The sequence below is a fragment of the Comamonas sp. 7D-2 genome (assembly GCF_022749555.1).
GTDB lineage: Bacteria > Pseudomonadota > Gammaproteobacteria > Burkholderiales > Burkholderiaceae_C > Comamonas > Comamonas thiooxydans.
The window spans coordinates 4,870,499-4,890,767 of the sequence record NZ_CP094238.1; the positions used below are offsets into that span (position 1 = coordinate 4,870,499).

General features: G+C 64.7%; 19 protein-coding genes. 13 read left to right on the top strand and 6 right to left on the bottom strand.

The window, feature by feature from the left end:
• Window positions 1–63: 63 nt before the first annotated feature.
• From MPZ60_RS22395 to MPZ60_RS22410, 4 genes are all read left to right on the top strand, one after another.
• Window positions 64–261 carry a hypothetical protein gene (locus MPZ60_RS22395; protein ID WP_034354705.1) on the top strand — a complete coding sequence of 66 codons (198 nt, stop codon included), beginning with the start codon at window positions 64–66 and terminating at the stop codon, window positions 259–261.
• Window positions 262–498: 237 nt separating this feature from the next.
• Window positions 499–822: a hypothetical protein gene (locus MPZ60_RS22400; RefSeq protein WP_034354709.1), complete on the top strand. Its 324-nt coding sequence runs from the start codon at window positions 499–501 to the stop codon at window positions 820–822.
• A gap of 12 nt (window positions 823–834) precedes the next feature.
• The gene (mgtA, locus tag MPZ60_RS22405; RefSeq protein WP_034354712.1) at window positions 835–3,582 is read left to right on the top strand and encodes a magnesium-translocating P-type ATPase; all 2,748 of its coding nucleotides are present in this window, start codon (window positions 835–837) and stop codon (window positions 3,580–3,582) included.
• A 63-nt stretch (window positions 3,583–3,645) separates the two neighbouring features.
• On the top strand, window positions 3,646–4,365 hold the full coding sequence (locus MPZ60_RS22410; protein ID WP_034354715.1) for an MgtC/SapB family protein: 720 nt from the start codon (window positions 3,646–3,648) through the stop codon (window positions 4,363–4,365).
• A 96-nt stretch (window positions 4,366–4,461) separates the two neighbouring features.
• Here the strand turns inward: MPZ60_RS22410 and ruvB are convergent, their stop codons facing one another.
• Window positions 4,462–5,556 (bottom strand): Holliday junction branch migration DNA helicase RuvB, encoded by a 1,095-nt coding sequence (gene ruvB, locus MPZ60_RS22415; RefSeq protein WP_012839966.1) that lies wholly within the window; start codon window positions 5,554–5,556, stop codon window positions 4,462–4,464.
• 141 nt (window positions 5,557–5,697) lie between these two features.
• Here ruvB and MPZ60_RS22420 point away from each other — a divergent pair, with 141 nt between their 5' ends.
• Window positions 5,698–6,231 carry a peroxiredoxin gene (locus MPZ60_RS22420; protein WP_003068738.1) on the top strand — a complete coding sequence of 178 codons (534 nt, stop codon included), beginning with the start codon at window positions 5,698–5,700 and terminating at the stop codon, window positions 6,229–6,231.
• 13 nt (window positions 6,232–6,244) lie between these two features.
• Here the strand turns inward: MPZ60_RS22420 and MPZ60_RS22425 are convergent, their stop codons facing one another.
• Both MPZ60_RS22425 and ruvA read right to left on the bottom strand, forming a co-directional pair.
• Window positions 6,245–7,795 carry a serine protease gene (locus MPZ60_RS22425; RefSeq protein WP_034354718.1) on the bottom strand — a complete coding sequence of 517 codons (1,551 nt, stop codon included), beginning with the start codon at window positions 7,793–7,795 and terminating at the stop codon, window positions 6,245–6,247.
• Window positions 7,796–7,844: 49 nt separating this feature from the next.
• The gene (ruvA, locus tag MPZ60_RS22430; protein WP_012839968.1) at window positions 7,845–8,420 is read right to left on the bottom strand and encodes a Holliday junction branch migration protein RuvA; all 576 of its coding nucleotides are present in this window, start codon (window positions 8,418–8,420) and stop codon (window positions 7,845–7,847) included.
• Between the two features lie 49 nt (window positions 8,421–8,469).
• Here ruvA and MPZ60_RS22435 point away from each other — a divergent pair, with 49 nt between their 5' ends.
• The 6 genes from MPZ60_RS22435 (at window position 8,470) to MPZ60_RS22460 (ending at window position 13,431) form a co-directional block, all read left to right on the top strand.
• Window positions 8,470–9,480, top strand: a complete 1,011-nt coding sequence (locus tag MPZ60_RS22435; RefSeq protein WP_034354721.1) for a PhoH family protein — start codon at window positions 8,470–8,472, stop codon at window positions 9,478–9,480.
• 49 nt (window positions 9,481–9,529) lie between these two features.
• Window positions 9,530–9,988 carry an rRNA maturation RNase YbeY gene (gene ybeY, locus MPZ60_RS22440; protein WP_012839969.1) on the top strand — a complete coding sequence of 153 codons (459 nt, stop codon included), beginning with the start codon at window positions 9,530–9,532 and terminating at the stop codon, window positions 9,986–9,988.
• Between the two features lie 18 nt (window positions 9,989–10,006).
• Window positions 10,007–11,521 (top strand): sensor histidine kinase, encoded by a 1,515-nt coding sequence (locus MPZ60_RS22445; protein ID WP_034354724.1) that lies wholly within the window; start codon window positions 10,007–10,009, stop codon window positions 11,519–11,521.
• Between the two features lie 7 nt (window positions 11,522–11,528).
• Complete coding sequence (locus MPZ60_RS22450; RefSeq protein WP_034354728.1) at window positions 11,529–12,155, top strand: response regulator transcription factor; 627 nt, start codon at window positions 11,529–11,531, stop codon at window positions 12,153–12,155.
• A gap of 91 nt (window positions 12,156–12,246) precedes the next feature.
• The gene (locus MPZ60_RS22455) at window positions 12,247–12,741 is read left to right on the top strand and encodes a heme-binding protein (protein ID WP_034354731.1); all 495 of its coding nucleotides are present in this window, start codon (window positions 12,247–12,249) and stop codon (window positions 12,739–12,741) included.
• 18 nt (window positions 12,742–12,759) lie between these two features.
• Entirely contained in the window at window positions 12,760–13,431 is a 672-nt protein-coding gene (locus tag MPZ60_RS22460; RefSeq protein WP_034354734.1) for an outer membrane protein, read from the top strand.
• 65 nt (window positions 13,432–13,496) lie between these two features.
• On the opposite strand, the gene MPZ60_RS22465 is transcribed toward MPZ60_RS22460, so the two are convergent.
• Window positions 13,497–14,480: a tripartite tricarboxylate transporter substrate binding protein gene (locus tag MPZ60_RS22465; RefSeq protein WP_242881959.1), complete on the bottom strand. Its 984-nt coding sequence runs from the start codon at window positions 14,478–14,480 to the stop codon at window positions 13,497–13,499.
• A gap of 192 nt (window positions 14,481–14,672) precedes the next feature.
• Here MPZ60_RS22465 and MPZ60_RS22470 point away from each other — a divergent pair, with 192 nt between their 5' ends.
• Window positions 14,673–15,437 carry a sulfite exporter TauE/SafE family protein gene (locus MPZ60_RS22470; RefSeq protein ID WP_034354738.1) on the top strand — a complete coding sequence of 255 codons (765 nt, stop codon included), beginning with the start codon at window positions 14,673–14,675 and terminating at the stop codon, window positions 15,435–15,437.
• Between the two features lie 100 nt (window positions 15,438–15,537).
• Here MPZ60_RS22470 and dbpA read toward each other — a convergent pair whose 3' ends face one another.
• Entirely contained in the window at window positions 15,538–16,947 is a 1,410-nt protein-coding gene (dbpA, locus tag MPZ60_RS22475; protein ID WP_034354741.1) for an ATP-dependent RNA helicase DbpA, read from the bottom strand.
• A 162-nt stretch (window positions 16,948–17,109) separates the two neighbouring features.
• On the opposite strand from dbpA, the gene MPZ60_RS22480 reads away from it, so the two are divergent.
• Window positions 17,110–18,435: an amidohydrolase gene (locus MPZ60_RS22480; RefSeq protein WP_242881958.1), complete on the top strand. Its 1,326-nt coding sequence runs from the start codon at window positions 17,110–17,112 to the stop codon at window positions 18,433–18,435.
• A gap of 46 nt (window positions 18,436–18,481) precedes the next feature.
• On the opposite strand, the gene MPZ60_RS22485 is transcribed toward MPZ60_RS22480, so the two are convergent.
• Entirely contained in the window at window positions 18,482–20,263 is a 1,782-nt protein-coding gene (locus tag MPZ60_RS22485) for a dipeptidase (protein ID WP_034354748.1), read from the bottom strand.
• Window positions 20,264–20,269 lie beyond the last annotated feature (6 nt).

Here is a 20,269-nt window from a genome sequence, read left to right on the forward strand (position 1 = left end):
GCGCCAAAACGTTTGTGCCGCGCTGCCGCCTGGCCCGCTCCCTCAACCGATGAGGAGAACGCCATGAGCAACCGCCTGACCCGCTCTCTGCACCAGCTGCGCCCCCTGCTGCTGCGCGCCCGCGCCATGCCCCGCCAGGCAGCGCCCGCCGCACCGGCAGCCTTGCCGCAAGCGCTGGAGCAGACGCTGGAGCTCGATGCACTGACCAGTTGGCCTACGCATCGCATCCGCAGCTTTCTGAGCAGCCGCAGCGTACGCTGAGCAGCCTCGTCGCGGACCGGCTCCGGCCCGCATTTCATTCACTTTCAACCAAGGAACACGTATGGATCCCGACCCTAGTCGATCTTGCAGCGCGCCCCGTGCGGCGCACTGCCAGCCCATTGCCGTGCGTGTGACCCTCTTGGCTGCGCGCACGAACTGGAACCCCGTCCCGGGGTCGCGCGCCTGATGCCCTAGCAGCGGCGGGCAGCTCCCGGGTCACCCCCAAGGAGTATGCCCATGCAACGCCTCACTTGGCTGCGCGTGCTGCAACGCAGCCGCCCCGCATCCCGCTTCAATGACTCTACCCGCCACCATGGCCTGACCCATGCCGTGATCTCGGCACTGAACGAGCGCCGCACCGATGTGCTGCGCCACCTGGTCGACCGCCATGCCGCGCCCCTCATGGCCAGCGCCATGGCCAATCTCAGCATCCGCCAGCGCGCCGATGCCCTGTCGCTGCTGACCCAGGAGCAGCGCAGCCGCATCGACAACCAGTTTCGCGCCAGCCAGGCACAGCAGCCCTGGACACGATTCGGCACCTCCGGCAAGACGCTGCACTGACAGGAGGCCGTGATGCAGACTCTCAAAAATCTGTTCCGGGCCTTTTTGCGCAGCCACCGCATGGCCGGCCTCTTCGGCCGCCAGCCCATGCCCGCTGGCGGCCCCTCCACCGCCGTCACCGTGCCACCGGCACAGGTACAGGCCCTGCAATCCGCCGCCTGTAGCCCCTTGGCTGCCCTGCTACAGCAGCTGGACACATCGAGCCGGGGCCTGAGCACCGAGCAGGCCCGGCAGCGCCTGCTACGCCATGGGCCCAACGAGGTGGCGCATGAAAGACCGCTGCCCGCATGGCAACACCTGTGGCATTGCTACCGCAACCCCTTCAACCTGCTGCTGACGCTGCTGGCCGTGGTCTCCTATGTCACCGAGGACGAAAAAGCCACCATCGTCATCGCCAGCATGGTGCTGCTGTCCACGCTGCTGCGCTTTGTCCAGGAAGGGCGCTCGCGGCGCGCCGCAGCACGCCTGCAGGCCCTGGTCAGCAACCGCGTCACCGTGCGCCGCAAGACCGATGCACCGGCCGCAGACTTTCGCGACAGCGGCGGAGGCCATGACACCTCGCTGTCCGAGCTGCCCATGCGCGAGCTGGTGCCCGGAGACATCGTGGCCCTGTCGGCCGGCGACATGATCCCGGCCGACTGCCGCCTTCTGTCCGCCAAGGACCTGTTCGTGAGCCAGGCGGCCATGACGGGCGAATCGCTGCCCGTGGAAAAGGATGCTCGCACCCTCGCCGCCCTGCAGGCCGGCCAGTTGCTGGAAGCCGGCAACCTGCTCTTCATGGGCACCAATGTGGTCTCGGGCTCGGCCATGGCCGTGGTCGTCGCCACCGGCAACCAGAGCTATTTCGGCACACTGGCAGCGCGCATCACCTACCAGGACCGCACGGCCACCGCCTTCGAGCAAGGAGTGAACAGCGTCAGCTGGCTGCTGATCCGCTTCGCGGCCGTGATGGTGCCCGTGGTGCTGTTCATCAACGGCTACACCAAGGGCGACTGGGGCGAGGCCTTTTTGTTCGCGCTGTCGGTGGCCGTGGGCCTGACACCCGAGATGCTGCCCATGATCGTCACCTCCACGCTGGCCAAGGGCGCCGTGGTGCTGTCGCGCCAGAAGGTGATGGTCAAGCGCCTGGACGCGATCCAGAACTTCGGCGCCATGGATGTGCTGTGCACCGACAAGACCGGCACGCTGACGCAGGACCGCATCGCACTGGAGCGCCACACCGATGTGCAGGGCCGTCCCAGCGACGAGGTGCTGCAGTTCGCCTACCTCAACAGCTACTACCAGACCGGGCTCAAGAACCTGCTGGACCGTGCCGTACTCGAGCATGTGGAGCTGCACACGCGGCTGCATGTCAACGAGGACTACCGCAAGGTCGACGAAATTCCGTTCGACTTCCAGCGCCGGCGCATGTCCGTGGTGGTGGCCGAGCGCAATCACCACCACGAGCTGATCTGCAAGGGGGCGGTCGAGGAAATCCTGGAGGTCTGCACACATATTCGAGACAGCGGGCGCGACGGAGACACGCGGCTGCCGCTCACGCCCGAGCGCCGCGAGCAGGTGCGCGCCGTCACCGAGGGCCTGAACAGCGAGGGGCTGCGCGTGGTGGCCGTGGCCATGAAGGAAGTGCCGCCCGACAAGAACACCTACGGCATCGCCGACGAGGCCGGACTGACCCTGATCGGCTACGTGGCCTTTCTCGACCCGCCCAAGGAATCCACCCAGGCCGCCATTGCTGCGCTGCTGCAGCACGGTGTGGCGGTCAAGGTACTCACGGGCGACAACGAACTGGTGGCACGCAAGGTCTGCCGCGACGTGGGTCTGCAGGTGGACGAGGCGATTGTCGGCAACGACATCGAAGCCATGGACGAGGAGCAACTGCGCCGCACCGTGGAGTCGCACCTGCTGTTCGCCCGCCTGACGCCGCTGCACAAGGAGCGCATCGTGCATGCGCTGCGCGCCAACGGTCATGTCACGGGCTTTATGGGCGACGGCATCAACGACGCGCCCGCGCTGCGCGCCGCCGATATCGGCATCAGCGTCGACAGCGGCGTGGACATCGCCCGCGAGGCGGCCGACATCATCCTGCTGGAGAAAAGCCTGATGGTGCTGGAGCAGGGCGTGCTCGAAGGACGCCGCACCTTCAGCAATATGCTCAAGTACATCCGCATGACGGCCAGCTCCAACTTCGGCAACGTGTTCTCGGTGCTGATCGCCTCGGCCTTCATCCCGTTCCTGCCCATGCTGCCCATGCAACTGCTGATGCAGAACCTGCTCTACGACCTGTCGCAGATCGCCATTCCCTTCGACAACGTGGACGAGGAAATGGTCGCGCGGCCGCTGCGCTGGAACCCTCAGGACCTGGGCTGCTTCATGCTCTTCTTCGGCCCCATCAGCTCGCTGTTCGACGTGCTCACCTTCGCGCTGATGTGGTTCGTCTTCCATGCCAGCACGGCCGCAGAGCAAAGCCTGTTCCAGTCTGGCTGGTTCGTGGTGGGGCTGCTCACGCAGACGCTGATCGTGCACATGATCCGCACGCCGAAGATCCCGTTTGTGCAAAGCCGTGCCTCCTGGCCCTTGCTGGCCGCCACGGCGACCATCATGGCCATAGGCATCTTCCTGCCCATGGGCCCGCTGGCCGGACATTTCAAGCTGCAGGCCCTGCCGCTCGGCTATTTCCCCTGGCTCATCGTCATATTGCTGGCCTATGCTGTGCTGACCACGCTGCTCAAGCGCGTCTATATCCGCAAGTACGGCTGGTGAGCTCCGGGCCGCATATTTCATGAACCCAAGCACCTGTCCATAACCAATAACAATCAGAACTTCATGCAATCCCTACAGAACTTCAATCTGCTCGCCACGCTGAACACGGTGCTGTGTCTTCTCGTGGCCTTTGTCTGCGGCAGCATCATCGGCCTTGAGCGCCAGATACGCCAGCGCACGGCGGGCCTGCGCACCAATACCCTGGTCGCCGTGGGCGCGGCCGTGTTCGTCGACCTGGCCATGCGCGTCTCAGGCGCGGACGGCGCCACGCGCGTCATCTCCTATGTGGTTTCGGGCGTGGGCTTTCTGGGTGCCGGCGCCATCATGAAGGAAGGAGCCAACATCACGGGGCTGAACACCGCCGCCACGCTATGGGGCTCGGCCGCCGTGGGCGCCTGCGCGGGCGCGGGCCTGCTGCCCGAGGCCGGCCTTGCCACCCTGTTCGTGCTGGCCAGCAACACCTTGCTGCGCCCCGTGGTCAACTACATCAACCGCCATCCCGTGGCCGAGCATGCCAGCGAGGCCACCTACTATGTCTATGTGATCTGCGGCCAGCAAGCCCAGGCCGATGTGCGCGAGGGCATGCAGGAGCTGCTGGAGGCGGCCAACTACCCGGTGCGCGCAGTCGAAAAGCACGAGATTCCGCCGCACAACACCGAAATCGAGGCCGAGCTGTTCGCCACGGCCGTGCATGCCGAGGAGCTGGACCAGGTGGTCACGCAGATCGAAGCCCTGCCCGGCGTGCTGCAGGCCTTCTGGAACGCCGGACCGCAGAGCAATTGATCCCCCCTGAGCCGCTGCGCGGCTTCCCCCAGGGGGACGACATCTTCGCTGCGGGGCGGCCCTTGCTCGATGTCTCTGGTTTGGGTTGCGCCAGTTTTATGCTGCATTGTCTCCGGGGGGCTGCAGGCCCAGGTGCCGGTAGGCGGCCTGGGTGGCCATGCGGCCGCGCGGGGTGCGCTGCAAAAAGCCCTGCTGGATCAGATAGGGCTCGATCACATCCTCGATGGTGCCCGACTCCTCGCCGATACTCGCCGCGATATTGTCCAGACCTACCGGGCCGCCGTCGAAACGATGCACCACGGCTTCGAGCAGCTTGCGGTCCATGATGTCAAAGCCCTGGGGGTCCACATCGAGCATGGCCAGCGCCTTGTCGGCAATCTCGCGCGTGATGCGGCCGTCGCCCTTGACATCGGCATAGTCGCGCACGCGGCGCAGCAGGCGGTTGGCAATGCGCGGCGTGCCGCGCGAGCGGCGCGCGATCTCGAAGCAGCCTTCCGCGTCAATCGGCGCATTGAGCAGTCCGGCGCTGCGCCTGACAATGCGCGAGAGCTCCTCCGAGGTATAAAACTCCAGCCGCGCCACGATGCCGAAGCGATCGCGCAGCGGGTTGGTGAGCATGCCGGCGCGCGTGGTCGCGCCCACCAGCGTGAATGGCTGGAGATCGAGCTTGATGGAGCGTGCAGCCGGGCCTTCGCCGATCATGATGTCTATCTGATAGTCCTCCAGCGCCGGGTAGAGGATTTCCTCGACCACCGGGCTCAGGCGGTGAATCTCGTCGATGAACAGCACATCGTTGGGCTCGAGATTGGTGAGCAGTGCCGCCAGATCCTTGGGTTTTTCCAGCACCGGGCCGCTGGTCTGGCGCAGGTTCACGCCCAGCTCGGCTGCGATGATGTGGGACAGCGTGGTCTTGCCCAGGCCCGGCGGGCCGAACAACAGCACATGATCGAGCGCCTCGCTGCGCTTCTTGGCAGCGCCAATGAAGATCTCGAGCTGCTCTCGCGCCTTGGCCTGGCCCACATATTCGTCGAGCTGCTTGGGGCGCAGGGCACGCTCCAGCGCCTCTTCGCCCTGGGACGAATGCCCGGCCGAAACCATGCGCGGCGCAGCCGCCTCGGGGTCGGCGGCCGCGCTTCTGGCCTTGCGTGCAGGTGCGGGACTGGCCGCAAATTCGTCCACATGAATCGTCATGGCGGTGATTGTGCCCCAAGCATGACAGGGACACTGATTAAAAATACAGGGAAAACAAAATCCCACAGTTGCAGTGCCCCACATTGACGGCCGGCCCCTGGCTTTGCGCACAATGACGGCAAAGATCCGAGGAGCTTTTTCATGCGTATTCACACCCTGGCCTGTACGGCCGCCCTGCTTTGCCTGTCCGTCGCTGCCCAGGCTGCGCTCAAGGCCGGCGATGCAGCACCTGGCTTCAAGACGCCCGCGGCCGTTGCCGGCAAGGCTTTTGACTTCGATATGGCCGAGGCGCTCAAGAAAGGGCCGGTGGTGCTGTATTTCTTCCCCAAGGCCTTCACCCAGGGCTGCACGCTGGAAGCCCATGCCTTTGCCGAAGCCACGCCCCAGTTCGCGGCCATGAAAGCTACGGTGGTGGGCATGTCACATGACGATATCGACACCCTCAAGCGCTTTTCCACCGAGGCCTGCCGCGACCAGTTTGCCGTGGCATCGGACCCTCGGGCCGTCACCATCAAGGCCTATGACGCGGGTGCTGCCGCCAACCCTGCCAGGGCCGACCGCATCTCCTATGTGGTGGGCCAGGACGGCAAGGTAAAGTTCGCCCTTGTCAGCAGCGACCCGCTGGCCCATGTGGAGCAGACCAAGGCGGCCGTCAGGCAGTTGCAGGGGAAATAGGCCCGGCCCTCGGTCACTGCGCCAGCCAGTTCCCGATCTGGCTGCTGAAGGTCCGGTCGAAGCGGCTGTAGACATCGGAGCCGCCGCTGACCGTACACGAGCTGCTGCCGCCGGACAACGTGCCCACGACGCGTCCGCCCGCAAACATGGCCGAGCCACTGCTGCCGCCTTCGGTCACGCCCTTGCTCCAGCCGACGTTCACAAAATCGCTCTGGGCATTGCCCGGGCTGCAGGTGATGCTGCCGGCGCCCAGACTGCAATTTCTGTAGCTTTGCACCTGGCCTTCGCTGTATTTGAGCAAATCGCCCTGCGGGTGATGCAGTCCGTAGATGGCCGTCCCCGTCACCGCCGTTCCTCTCGCATCCCAGCCGGCCAGCGTCGCGCCGGCAGGTGGCACCTCATTGAGTCGCATCAGCGTGGCATCGGTCACAGCGGTCGAATACAGCAGCGTGGCACCGCGCTGCAGCGCCGAGGTACTTGCATTCGGCTCGAAGCTATTGCAGCTTGCCGAGCGGAAAAACCAGTCTGTGCGCAGCGAAGTGGCGGCTGCCTGCGTCGAGATGCAGTGACTGGCCGATAGAAAGTACGGCGTGTAGTCCCGCTTGGTATTGTTCAGCAGGGAGCCCGTGCAGTAGTAGTAGCGGTTGTCGGGGCCCACATACGTCATGCGCGCCACGGCATTGCGCTCGACCGCGTACTGATCGGCGCAGCTGGCATCGAGCTCGCAACCCGCGGCATCGCCCACATTTCTGGGCACAAGGCTATCGCGCAGCTCCAGCTCCACGGGCAGGGCCAGGTTGACATAGGCATGGGTGAGTGTGGGAATGGCAATGCGCAGCTGCGATGTCGACAGTCCCGCAGGCAGTGCAATCTCCAGCGTGACCTCATCGGCGCCCAGGTCGGGGGTCCACCAGATGCCAGCCGCCCGGGTATCGCCGTCGACACGACGGTTGCGCGCAATGGCCTCGTTGATGGCCTTGCCCGTGGTCTCGAACCCGGTCTTGCTGCGATCCTTGCGGTACAGCCTGAGCTCGGCGGCATCGGGCATGGCATCGACCACCAGCCCCAGCCGCAGGCCATGGGCGCCGGTCGATGTGATGCTTATCGCCGCCACCTGTCCGCCATCCGGTGCCCCGGCCCATCGCAACGTACGTGCCATGTCGCCAGTGGACTGCAGCGAAGACAGCGCCCGCGGCGCCCCTATTTGCATGGGCACACCAGGCATGGGCATGACCGGCAAAGGCGCGTCGTTCCACTGCGGCAAAGCCAGATCGACGGCCTTGGGTCGCACGGCCACGGATGCCACGGCCACGCCTCTGGCCGAAGCCGCAGTCTGGGCGACAGGCACTATCAGCGAATCCAGCACATAGGCCGTGGGCGGACCCGGCGGAGGACTGGTCTCTGCGACGCCCGCACCATTGCCGCCGTTACCGACACCTGCGCCGCCAGGGCCCGGGTCCGGAACACTGCCTCCGCCCCCTCCGCCGCCGCAAGCGGTCAGCACCACCAGCATCAGGCTTGCGCATAGAGAGGGAATGCGCCTGCCCTGTATCCACCAATGCATATCGTGTTCTCCTGCAGTTCACGATCGGACTGGCACAGGGCCAGCGAAGCTATTTGGTCAAAGCCTTGAGCGCGAGCTTAATGCCCTCGCTCACCCCTACATCGGGTGGGAGTTTCTTGAGGGCGGCCGATGCTTCCTTGTCCGAGTAGCCCAGCGCCATCAGTGCCTGCTGAATATCGTTCTGGTCGTTGTTATTGGCAAACAGCGACTGCGCACCGGTATCCGCGCCGATCTTGCCCTTGAGCTCCAGCAGCAGACGCTCGGCGGTCTTCTTGCCGATGCCGGGCACCTTGACCAATCGCCCTGCTTGCTGCTGCGATACCGCGTCCGCGAGATCATCGATGCTCATGCCGCTGAGCACGGCCAGTGCCATGCGCGGTCCTATGCCGGTGATCTTGATGAGTTCGCGGAAGGTCTGGCGCTCGCGGGCCGTACCGAAGCCGAACAGCAGCTGGGCGTCTTCCCGCACCACAAAATGGGTCAGCAAGGCTACCTTGGCACCATTGGCAGGCAGGTTGTAGAAGGTGCTCATGGGCACCTGCACCTCATAGCCCACACCGGCACAGTCCACCAGGACTTCGGGCGGGTTTTTTTCCAGCAGCGTTCCAGTCAATTTGCCTATCATTGAAATCCTTTGCCGCACCGTGCGGCGATTCTTTTGAGAAATTATCCGCGTGATCCTGCGCCATACCTTCACACCCCATAACAATACGCGCCTGACCCATCTCTGCGGCCCGGCAGATGCGCATCTGCGCACCATCGAAATCGCGCTGGGCGTCAAGATCGCTCACCGCCACGAGCAGTTCAAGATCGACGGCCCCAAGGCCAAGGCCAATGAGGCGCTGGAGCTGCTTCAGGCTCTCTATGAGATCGCCGACTACGTGATTGCGGAAGATACGCTGCAGCTCATGCTGGCCGGCGATGTCGAGATGCTGGAGGCCGACCTGACGGCTCCGCAATTGACTACGCGCCGTGCCGATCTGCGCGCCCGCACGCCCAACCAGGCGCTGTATCTGGAAAACATCGCCAATCACGACATCAGCTTCGGCATCGGCCCGGCCGGCACGGGCAAGACCTATCTGGCCGTGGCCTGCGCCGTGGACGCGCTGGAGCGCAGCGCCGTGCAGCGCATCGTGCTGACCCGGCCCGCCGTGGAAGCCGGCGAACGCCTGGGCTTTCTGCCCGGCGACCTGACGCAGAAGGTGGACCCCTATCTGCGCCCGCTGTATGACGCGCTCTACGATCTGATGGGTTACGAGAAGGTGCAGAAGGCTTTCGAGCGCAATGCGCTGGAGATCGCGCCGCTGGCCTTCATGCGCGGACGCACGCTGAACAACGCCTTCGTGATCCTGGACGAGGCGCAGAACACCACGCCCGAGCAGATGAAGATGTTTCTGACCCGCATCGGCTTTGGCGCCAAGGCCGTGGTCACGGGCGACGTGAGCCAGGTCGACCTGCCCAAGGGAGCACCCAGCGGACTTGTCGATGCCGAGCGCGTCCTCAAACGCGTCAAGGGCATCTCCATCAACCACTTCACCAGCGCCGACGTGGTGCGCCACCCGCTGGTGGCCCGCATTGTGGACGCCTATGACGCACGCGGCCGCGTGTCCGAAGGCACTTCGGCGCCCAAGCACCGTAGCAGCCCCCGAACGGCCCGCCCGCTGCCAACAGCAGACGAACTTTAATCAAAATCAATAGCTACTAGCGCTTACCTCATAAGGGCTAAAAGCCAAAATGACCTTAAATCAACTGCAACTATCGCTGCAATTCGGTCCCAGCGCAGAGGCCGCCGCCCATCGCGAACTGCTGAGCCGCAGCCGCGTCACGCGCTGGATCCGCCATGCGCTGGCCGTGGATGCCGAGATCACGGTGCGCATCGTCGATGCCGAGGAAGGCCGCAAGCTCAATCGCGAGTACCGCAAAAAGGACTACGCGACCAATGTGCTGACCTTCGACTATCAGCAGGAGCCGACCGTGATGGCCGATCTGGTGCTCTGCGCCCCCGTGGTGGAGCGCGAGGCCCAGGAGCAGAACAAGAGCCTGGAAGAGCATTACGCCCATCTGCTGGTGCATGGCACGCTGCATGCCCAGGGCTGGGACCACGAAACCAGCGAGGAAGACGCCGAAGAGATGGAGGCTTACGAGACCGACATCATGAAGGAGATGGGTTACGAAGACCCTTACGCCAAATAATCCGCGACAACACCGGCCATGATCATCCCCCACTGGCGCCGCCCCCTGGCCTGGCTGATGGCCTGGGCCCTGGTGGCCATTGCAGGCGCAGGCTGGCTCGTGAATGCGCGGTTGCAGGCCCTGGAGGATGCATTCGTGACGGATGCGCGCATCGTGCACCGGCTGCTGAGCCAGCGTGCCGTGCAGCACGATGCGGTAATGGCCATGCTGCCCCTGCTGCAGCCACCTGCGGAAGGCCGCGGTGCCAAGGTAGCCTTGCCGCTGCCGCGCCTGCCCGCCGCCTATCCGCAGATCATCGAGGTACTGCGCCGCCTGCCGGACAGCAGTTGGCCGGCTGACTGGCCCCATGACCTGGGTGCCGCGCTGGATATGGCAGAGGCCCGCTCGCTGCAAAGCGGCCATGCCGAACTGGCCTGGGCCGACCTGCCCAAAGGCCGGGTATGGCTGGCACTTGCCGGCCCAGCCGCCGACCACGCCCTGCTGCTGGATCTGCATGCCACCATTCCCTGGGACGAGTGGCCCATGGATGCCCGGACCAGTCCAGTGCGCGTGCGGCTTCAGTATCAGGGCCAAGCCTTTACCGTGCAGGCCGGACGGCAACTGGAGCGCGGCTGGAATTACGACTTTCACAAGCTGCTGGCCTCGCAGAGCCAGCCCTTCGATGTGGTGCTGGAGCGCGACGTGGGCTGGAGCGAGTTGCCCTGGGCCACCATGCTGGCCTGGGCGGCGGCCAGCGCTGCAGCACTGGCCGCACTGCGCACCCTGCTGCGCCAGCGCGTGGCCGCACGCCGGGCAGAAGAGCTGTTGCGTCTGGGCCAGGTCGCCCGTCTCAACCAGCTCGGCGAACTGGCTGCGGGCATGGCACATGAAGTCAACCAGCCGCTGACCGCGCTGCTGGCCAATACCCAGGCGGCGCAGCGCCTGCTGGGCGATGAGGAGCCAGATCTGGACATGGCGCGCCATGCCATGAATCAGGCCGTGGCCCAGGCAAGGCGCGCCAGCACCGTCGTGGGACGCCTGCGCCGCGTGGTCGAGCGGCCCGACCTGTCACGTCAGGTCCAGACTCTGCCCCTGTCCACCGCCGTGCATGATGCACTGCACCTGCTGGAGCCCGAGCTGCGCCGCCGCAGCATTGCCGTGCAGGTGGATGCTCCCGCAGACCTGCCGGCCGTGCGCGCCGAGCCTGTGGCCCTGCAGCAGATCATCCACAACTTGGTGATGAACGCGCTGCAGGCCATGGAGCAGACCGAGCCCGGCCGGCGCCGTTTGCGCCTCACCCTTAGCCCCCAGGGCGCGCGGGTCCTGCTGAGCGTGCGCGACACCGGACCCGGCGTGGCGCCCGAGGCGCGAGCGCGCCTGTTCACGCCGTTCTACACCACACGCTCCGGCGGCCTGGGATTAGGCCTTTCGCTGTCGGAAAGCCTGGCGCAGGCGATGGGAGGCGAGCTCACTTTGGCTCCATCCTCTCCTTCGCCTGCCGATGGGCCTGGGGCCGAATTCCATCTGCAGCTCCCGCTGGCACACCAGCCTTGAACGCGACATGACCTCTTCCCTCTCGCCCCTGATTCACCTTGTGGACGACGATGCCGCCGTGCGCGACAGCCTGGCACTGCTCATAGGCACGGTAGGCCTGCGCGTCCAAACCTGGTCCGACCCGCATGTCTTTCTCGCCGAGTTCGACCGCAGCGACGTGGGCGCCATCGTGCTCGACGTGCGCATGCCTGGCATCAGCGGGCTGGCGGTGCTGGACAGGCTGGTGGCGCAAGGGGTGGATCAGCCTGTGATCATGCTCACGGGCCATGGAACCGTGGAGATGTGCCGCCGCGCCTTCAAGGCCGGGGCTGCGGAATTCCTTGAGAAGCCGGTCGATGACGAGCTGCTCATCGAAGCACTGCAGGCCTCCGTGCGCCAGCATGTACGCTCGCGCGAGCGCCACCAGGCCGACCGGCAGGCGCGCGAGCGTTATGCACAGCTCTCGAGCCGCGAATGCGAGGTGCTGGGCCTGATCGTGGAGGGGCTCACCAACAAGGAGATCGGCCGCGCGCTGTCGCTCTCGCCGCGCACGGTGGAGACCCACCGCGCCAACCTGTTCGCCAAGCTGGAGACCGACTCGCTGGCCATGCTCATCCGGCGCTACGCGGCCCTGGTCGAGGACGCCGCTCCGTAGTTCTACGGAGGTAGGCGCGTAGCCTGCCGCATGGACGCCCGGGTGGCGTTTTTCTACAGTTGCGTTCATACCCATCCACCCGGAAAAACGTATGAAACGCACTCTGACACTCGCCGCCCTGACTCTGGCCACCCTGACCGCCGGCACCGCCAACGCCCAGGCCGTGCGCACGGAAAAGAATATGTCGCTGGAGCTGGCCAACCAGATCGCCGCCCAGTCCGTCTCGGCCTGCACCGCCAACAGCTATGCCGTGACCGCCACCGTGGTCGATCGCGCCGGCAGCGTGCGCGCCGTGCAGCGTGCCGACAACGCCGGCCCACACACCGTGGAAGCCAGCCGCGAAAAGGCCTTCACCTCGGCATCGGCCAAGGCGCCAACGCTTGCCATCATGGAGAACTCCCAGAAGAACGCCGGCGCAGCCAACCTCAAGGACATCCCCGGCTTCCTGCTGCTGGGCGGCGGTGTGCCCGTGAAGGTGGGCAATGAGGTGATCGGTGCCGTGGGCGTGGCCGGTGCGCCCGGCGGCCATCTGGACGACCAATGCGCACAGGCCGCCCTGGCCAAGGTGCAGGACCTGCTGAAGTAATCGGATCTAGGATTTTTCGTGAAATTTCAACGCCTTGCCCCCCTGCTGATCCTGGCTGCCGCAGGCAGCGCTTTTGCCGACGATAGCTACTACGGCGCCCTGCGGATCAATTCCGCACGCTACCAAGCCCACGACATGGACTCCAGCGCCCGCCCCGGACTGGGCCAGTTCGTGCCTGGCGACGAGTCGAATACCGCCACAGGGGGCTCCCTGGCCCTTGGTTATCAACTCCCGTCGAACTGGCGCGTGGAAGCCGAGTACACCCTGCCCAAGAACAACGAGTTCACCAGCGGCTCCACCCGCTTCCCAACCAGCTTCAACCACCACCAGATCCGCTCGCAGCGCCTGATGGTCAATGCATACAAGGATTTCCCCCTGAACGCCCGGTTCTCGCTGTACGGAATGGCCGGCCTGGGCCTGGCACGTCTGGAGTCCAGCGGCTGGCAGGGCAATCCGGGCCGTCAGTACATCAGCGACACCCAGAACAATCTGGCGTATTCCGTGGGTTTTGGCGTCAGCTATTCGCCTATCCAGAAGCTCAGCATCGACCTGGGCTGGCGCTATGTCGACATGGGCAAGGCCAAGAGCGGTGCCAACAACTTCGCCAACGTCCGCGGCCTGCAGGACGAGCAGATGCGTGCCAAGCTGACGGCCAGCGAAATCTCGATCGGCCTGCGCTACAGCTTCTGACCCAGTCCTCTAGAGCAAAGGGAAAGCGGCCCTCGGCCGCTTTTTCTGCTGGTGCGTAAAGCCGTTTACTCGACGCTCAGGCCAATGCTGCGCACCAGTTGGGCAACGCGCACATCTTCGGTCTTGATCTGCTTGGCAAACACTTGTTGGCCCTCCCCCACGGGGGTGATGCCCTGCTGCAGCAGACTCTTGCGCAGCTCGGGGTCCTTGAGCGCCTTGTCTGTGTCCTGGGCGATGGCCTGGACCACGGCAGCGGGCGTGCCCTTGGGTGCGAACAAACCGAACCAGGCACCAGCCTCAAAGCCCTTGTAACTCTCGGCCAGGGTCTGCACCTGGGGCAGCAGTGCATGGCGCTGCAGGCCGGACACGGCCAGCGCCGTGAGCTTGCCGCTCTGGATCTGGGTAAGCGCCGGAGCAATCGCAATCAGCATCACATCGACCTGGCCGGCCAGCACATCCTGCAGGCCCTGAGGGCCGCCACGATAGGGAATATGCGTGGCGAAAAAGCCTGCGCGCTGCTTGAACTGCTCCATGGCCAGATGCTGGGCGCCGCCCGTGCCCGAGGAGGCATAGTTGATCTTGCCCGGGTGGGTCTTGGCATAAGCCACAAAGTCCTGCAAGGTCTTGAAGCCCTTGCGGGGATTGGCCACCAGCACGAAGTCGGACTGGCCCAGCTTGGTCACCGGCACCAGGTCGTTCTTGACATCATAGAGAAGGTTGCGCTGCACATTGGGCATGATGGTGATGGCGCTGTCGCCGCCCACCAGAAGGGTGTAGCCATCGGGCTGGGCCTTGACCACGGCATCCACAGCCGAGACACCGCCAGCCGCGCCCTTGTTTTCCACCACGATGGCCTGCTTCCAGTCCCTGCCCACCAGATTGCCCACCTGACGGGCCAGCAGATCCGGGACGCTGCCGGGGCCGTTGGCCACCACCAGCCTGACGGAGCGCGCAGGAAACTCCGGCTGCTGAGCCATGGCTGCGCCCGATACACAGCTTGCAGCCAGCATGGCCCAGGCGGTGCGGGAAAGGAAACGGGGCAGATTCACGGCAAAACTCCTTAACTAAGGAGTTGATTGTCAAAACAATCACTTATTCCTCAAAATACTGTTTTCATATTCTTTTATTTCCAAAAATAATTAACCACACAAGAAAAAGAAAAGAGGCGACGCGGGCCAGCGCCTAAGATCGACCCCAACCACAAGGCGCAAAGCCGATAGAGAAAATCAGGAGACAAGAACATGGAGAACCTGGGCCACCTCGCCCTTTTGCTGGCCGCAGCTTTCACGGCCGGCGCGCTCAACGCCGTCGCCGGTGGCGGCAGCTTTCTGACCCTTCCCGCGCTGGTCTTCACCGGCGTGCCACCCGTGATTGCCAATGCCACGGGCACCGTGGCCCTGCTGCCAGGCTATATGGCGGGCGCCTGGGGCTTCAAAGACGATATGCAGTCCCCGCCGGGCCTGTCCATGAAACAGGTGGTGGCGCTGTCCCTGATCGGCGGCTCCGCCGGTGCGGCGCTGCTGCTGTTCACGCCCGACGCCACCTTCCGCAAGGTCGTTCCCTGGCTGCTGCTGGCCGCCACCGCCATGTTCGCCTTCGGGCCGCAGCTGCGCGCCTGGACCTCGGGCAAGAATGCCGCCCATGCCACCCCATCGGCGGCCAAAGCCGCTGCTGGCATGCTGATCGTGGCCATCTATGGCGGCTACTTCAACGGCGGCCTGGGAATTTTGCTGCTGGCCTTGTTCGGCCTGCTGGGCCAGACCTCGCTCAACGCCATGAACGGCATGAAGAACCTGGTCTCTGCCCTGCTGACGGCCATTGCCGTGGTGATCTACGCCGTGGGCGGCATTGTGGAATGGAAGCAGGCCATCGTCATGATGGTGGCCGCCACCCTGGGCGGCTATCTGGGAGCCCGCGTGGCGCGCAAGATTGCACCCCATGTCCTGCGCTGGGGCATTGTGGCCACGGGGCTCGTGATGGCAGGGCTGTTCTTCGCCAAAGGCTGAAGCGCTGCCCAAAGCAAAAAGCCTTCTCGGTCCGAGAAGGCTTTTTTGTGAGCACGCAGCGCTTGATAGATAAGCGTCAGAGGCCAATTTGACGATATTTTCAGAGCAGACGAGCCTTGACCGTCTTGCCCTTGACCTTGCCTGCATTGAGCTTGGCGCAGGCCGCCGAGGCAATCTTGCGATCCACGGCCACATAGGTGGAAAAGTCGTTGACGCTGATCTTGCCGATCTGCTCGCGGCTATAGCCGAAGTCGGCGCACATGGCGCCCATCACATCGCCGGCGCGGATCTTTTCCTTGCGCCCGCCAATGATCTGGATGGTCATCATGGGTGGCAGCAGCTCGCCACCGGCGGCAGGCGTGAGTTCGTCAACGGGGAAGAATTGTGAAGCACGGCCTTGCAGCTGCTCGATCTTGCCCACGCTGCCCATCTCGTCCATGCTTACCAGATTCAGCGCCAGGCCTTCGGCATCGCCACGGCCCGTGCGGCCGATACGGTGGATATGCACCTCGGGGTCGGGGGTGACATCCACATTGATGACTGCAGACAGATCGGCGATGTCCAGACCGCGCGCCGCCACATCGGTGGCGACCAGCACGCTGCAGCTCTTGTTGGCAAACTGCACCAGCACCTCGTCGCGCTCGCGCTGCTCCAGCTCGCCGAACAGGGCCAGAGCGCTGAAGCCCTGGGCCTGCAGCTCGCTCACCACGTCGCGGCATTGCTGCTTGGTATTGCAAAAGGCAATGCTTGATTCGGGACGGAAGTGTGCCAGCAGCTTGGCCACCGCGCTCACTTTTTCTCTAGCACCGACTTCGTACCAGCGCTGCGCGATCTTGCCCGCGCTGTGCTGGGTCGCGACCTTGACGGTCTGCGGATCGCGCATGAAGCGGCTGGCCAGCGAGGCAATGCCATCGGGGTAGGTGGCCGAGAACAGCAAGGTCTGACGGTCCGCCGGGCATTGGCGCACCACGGTTTCAATGTCGCCGAGAAAGCCCATGTCCAGCATGCGATCGGCCTCGTCCAGCACCAGGGTCTTGAGGTTGCCGATGTCGAGCTTGCCGCGCTCCATCAGATCCATCACGCGTCCGGGCGTGCCGACGACGATGTGCGCGCCGTTTTCCAGCGAGGCGATCTGGTTGCGCGAGGGCACGCCGCCATAGACGGTGACGACCTTGATATTGTCCTGCGCGCGCGCCAGGCGGCGGATTTCGGTGGCGACCTGGTCGGCCAGCTCGCGTGTGGGGCACAGCACCAGGGCCTGGACGGCAAACCAGCGCGGGTTCAGGCGGTCGACCATGGGCAGGCCGAAGGCAGCCGTCTTGCCGCTGCCGGTGCTGGCCTGGGCGATCAGGTCCTTGCCCTGCAGGGTCAGCGGCAGACTGGCGGCCTGGATGGGCGTCATCTGCGCATAGCCGAGCTGCTGGAGGTTGGCCAGCATTTCGGGGGACAGGGGCAGCGCCGAGAAAGCGGTGGAATCAGAGGCCTGGGCGGCGCTGGTGGAGGTGTTCATGGGAGCGGATTATCCCGGGCCTGCGCCGCAAAAGCCTTGAGCCATCGCTATTCACGGTGCCATTTGCGGGTTGCCCCTCTTCAATCCGGTCCGGCCATGCTCCTAGTCTGAAAGCGCGCTCTCCATGAGCCGCTTCTGTTTGACGCCAACCACAGACCCAATATGCACCCAAGCCTCACTCGCAAGTTCTGCATCGCCGCCGCGCTGGCCGCCAGTCTGACCTCGACCCAGGCCGCAGAGCTGGATCCCCAGCCGCTCAAGCCCCAGCTGCAGCAGCTGATCGCCAAGATGTATCCGCAGCTGCGCGGCGTCTACGAAGACCTGCATGCCAACCCCGAGCTGGGTTTTCAGGAAACGCGTACCGCCGCCAAGCTGGCTGCCGAAATGCGCAAGCTGGGCTTCGAGGTCACCGAGGGCATTGGCAAGACCGGCCTGGTCGCCATCTATCGCAATGGCGCAGGTCCCACCGTCATGGTGCGCACCGAGCTGGACGCCCTGCCCATGGAGGAAAAAACCGGCCTGCCCTATGCAAGCAAGGCCAAGGCCCAGTACAACGGCAAGGAGAGCTTTGTCGCCCATAGCTGCGGCCACGACATGCATATGACCAGCTGGCTGGGAACGGCCCAGGCACTGCTGGGCCTGAAGAATCAATGGAAGGGCATGCTGATGTTCGTCGCCCAGCCTTCCGAGGAAACCGTGACCGGCGCCAAGGCCATGCTGGCCGACGGCCTGTTCAAGAAGTTCGGCAAACCCGATTACGCCTTTGCGCTGCATACCGGCTCCATGCCTTATGGCATGGTGGGCTATGTGGCCGGGCCGGCGACCTCCAATTCGGACTCTCTGGACATCACTTTCCATGGCCGTGGCAGCCACGGCTCCATGCCGGACAAAGGCATTGACCCGGTGCTCATGGCCTCGCGCTTTGTGGTCGACGTGCAGGGCGTGATCAGCCGCGAAAAAGACCCCATGGAGTTCGGCGTGGTCACCGTGGGCGCCTTCAATTCGGGCAGCGCGGGCAATATCATTCCCGACCAGGCGCGGCTGCTGGGCACCATCCGCAGCTACAAGAGCGAGGTGCGCACCAGAATGCACGAAGGCATAGAGCGCACAGCCAAGGCCGAAGCCGCCATGTCGGGCGCTCCTGCCCCCGAGATCAAACTGACCAAGGGCTCGGATGCCGTGGTCAACGACGCGGCGCTGGTAGGCAGCACGGTCAGGCTGTTCAAGGCCGCGCTCGGCGACCGCAATGTGATCCCCATCCCGCCCATCACGGCCAGCGAAGATTTCTCGGACTTCATCAACCAGGGCGTTCCATCCATGTTCTACACCCTGGGCGTGTTCGATCCCCAGAAGGTGGCGCAGGCCAGCCAGCCCGGCGGCAAGCCGCTGCCCTTCAACCACTCGCCCTTCTTCGCTCCCGAGCCAGAACCCACGCTCAAGACAGGTGTGGAAACCATGACGCTGGCGGTCATGAACGTGATGCAGTAAGCGCAAGCCAGCCCCGCCATCGGGGCTGCGCCTTGCCTTCAGCGCGTCACTGCATCTGCTGCAGATTGCCGATGCGCACCAGCATCTCGGTGAACATCTGCATATCCGTGCGCAGATCCGGCAGCTCCTGGTACTCCAGCGCATTGTGGGCCGTGTACTTCTTGCCTGGCATCGCCGGACCGAAGTTGATGGCATTGGGCATGAGCTTGGCCGTGGTGCTGCCTGCGGTAGGCACGGGCCTGGCATCCAGCCCCGTGGTGTCGCCAAAGATATTGAGCAAGGTGCTCAGCCACGCGCCCTTGGGATCGCGGGCCATCCAGTTGCCCTGTGTGTACTGCACGCTGACCGGTACCTTTGCCGCATCGCTCCAGCGGGCAATACCCTGCTCCACCTCGGCGCGCAACTGCTCCGGCGTCTTGCCCCGCGGCATGCGCGCATTGGCCGTCACCTCCAGCTTGCCGTCCGCGGATTTGATGAGATTGGGCGACAGCGTGAGCGGCCCCATGAAATCATCGGCATAGGCGATGCCCAACTGCCGGCCCAGATAGTCCAGGCCAAACACGCCATTGATATAGCGCACGGCCTGGCTGTACTGATTGGGCTGCAGCAGCGCCACGCCCTGCTCCGGCATCAGGCTCTGCTGCAGGAACAGCGCCAGGCGCGGCACGGGATTCACCCCTTCCTCGGGGCGCGAGCCGTGAGCGGAAGCGCCGCTGACCTTGACCGTGACCTGGCCCTCGGCGCGCTGCACATCGATGGAGAACTTGCCCTGGGCCTCGTGCCTGCGCACAAACTCGTCCTTTTCCTGAGACAGGCGCTGCGCAATCTGATCCAGCGCAGCTGCATCGGTGGCGGAGACGGTAGCGGAAGCCGTCTGCGCAATGGAGTTGGCCGAGGCGGCGCCGCTCATGGCGGTGATGGCAGGCTTGGCTGCATCCACGGTGACATCCGCAAACAAGGCCTTGAGCGCGCCCGTGCCCTTTTCAGCGACCACGGCCGGGTACTTGCTGTCCAGCACGATGTTGTACTGCGGCAGCGCGGTCTTGCTCTGGTAGTACTTCATGGCATCGCCGCCGGTTTCCTCGGTGGTCTCTATCATCAGGCGAATGCTGCGCGACAGCGGCAGACCGCTGTCCTTGACCGCCTTCATCGCATACAGCACGGTGGCGATGGAGCCCTTGTCGTCAATCGTGCCGCGCCCATAAAGCCGATCGCCCACGCGGGTGACCTGAAAAGGGTTGATCTGCTTGCCGTCCAGCACCCACTCGGCAGCCACCACCGGCACCACATCGGCATGGGTCAGGATGCCGAACTCGGTGGCCTCGCTGGCGCGGCTCGCCGCATTGGCTGGCAGCGTCACTTCAAAAATGCGGTTGTCCACATTGCGAAAGCGCAGCCCGAATTCGGTGGCCATGGATGCAACGAGCTTGCCGAAGTCCAGGATGGCCGGACTCTCATGTGGGGGCACCTTGGGATCGCGCACCGTGGGCAGCGCCACCATGCGCTGCAGGCTCTCCAGCACCGCTGTCTCCTGCGTCAGACGGTTGTACACACCCAGCAATCGCGCGATATCCGCGAGCTCGCCATCCGACAGCGTCTGGCCGCGCATGTATCGCTGCACGGCTGGCGCCACACCCGGCTCGGCCCTGGCAGCCTGCTGCGCAAAGGCCTTGAAGGATTCGGGCGGGGTCGGGGCGGACGATGCGATCAGTGCGTCCAGCGCGGGTTTCTTCAAGGTCTGCGCCTGGATTGGCAGACTGGCGCCTGCCAGACCCAGAATCAGGCCGGCGGCTATGAGGGACAGAGAGGAATTGCAGGATTGCTTCATGAACAG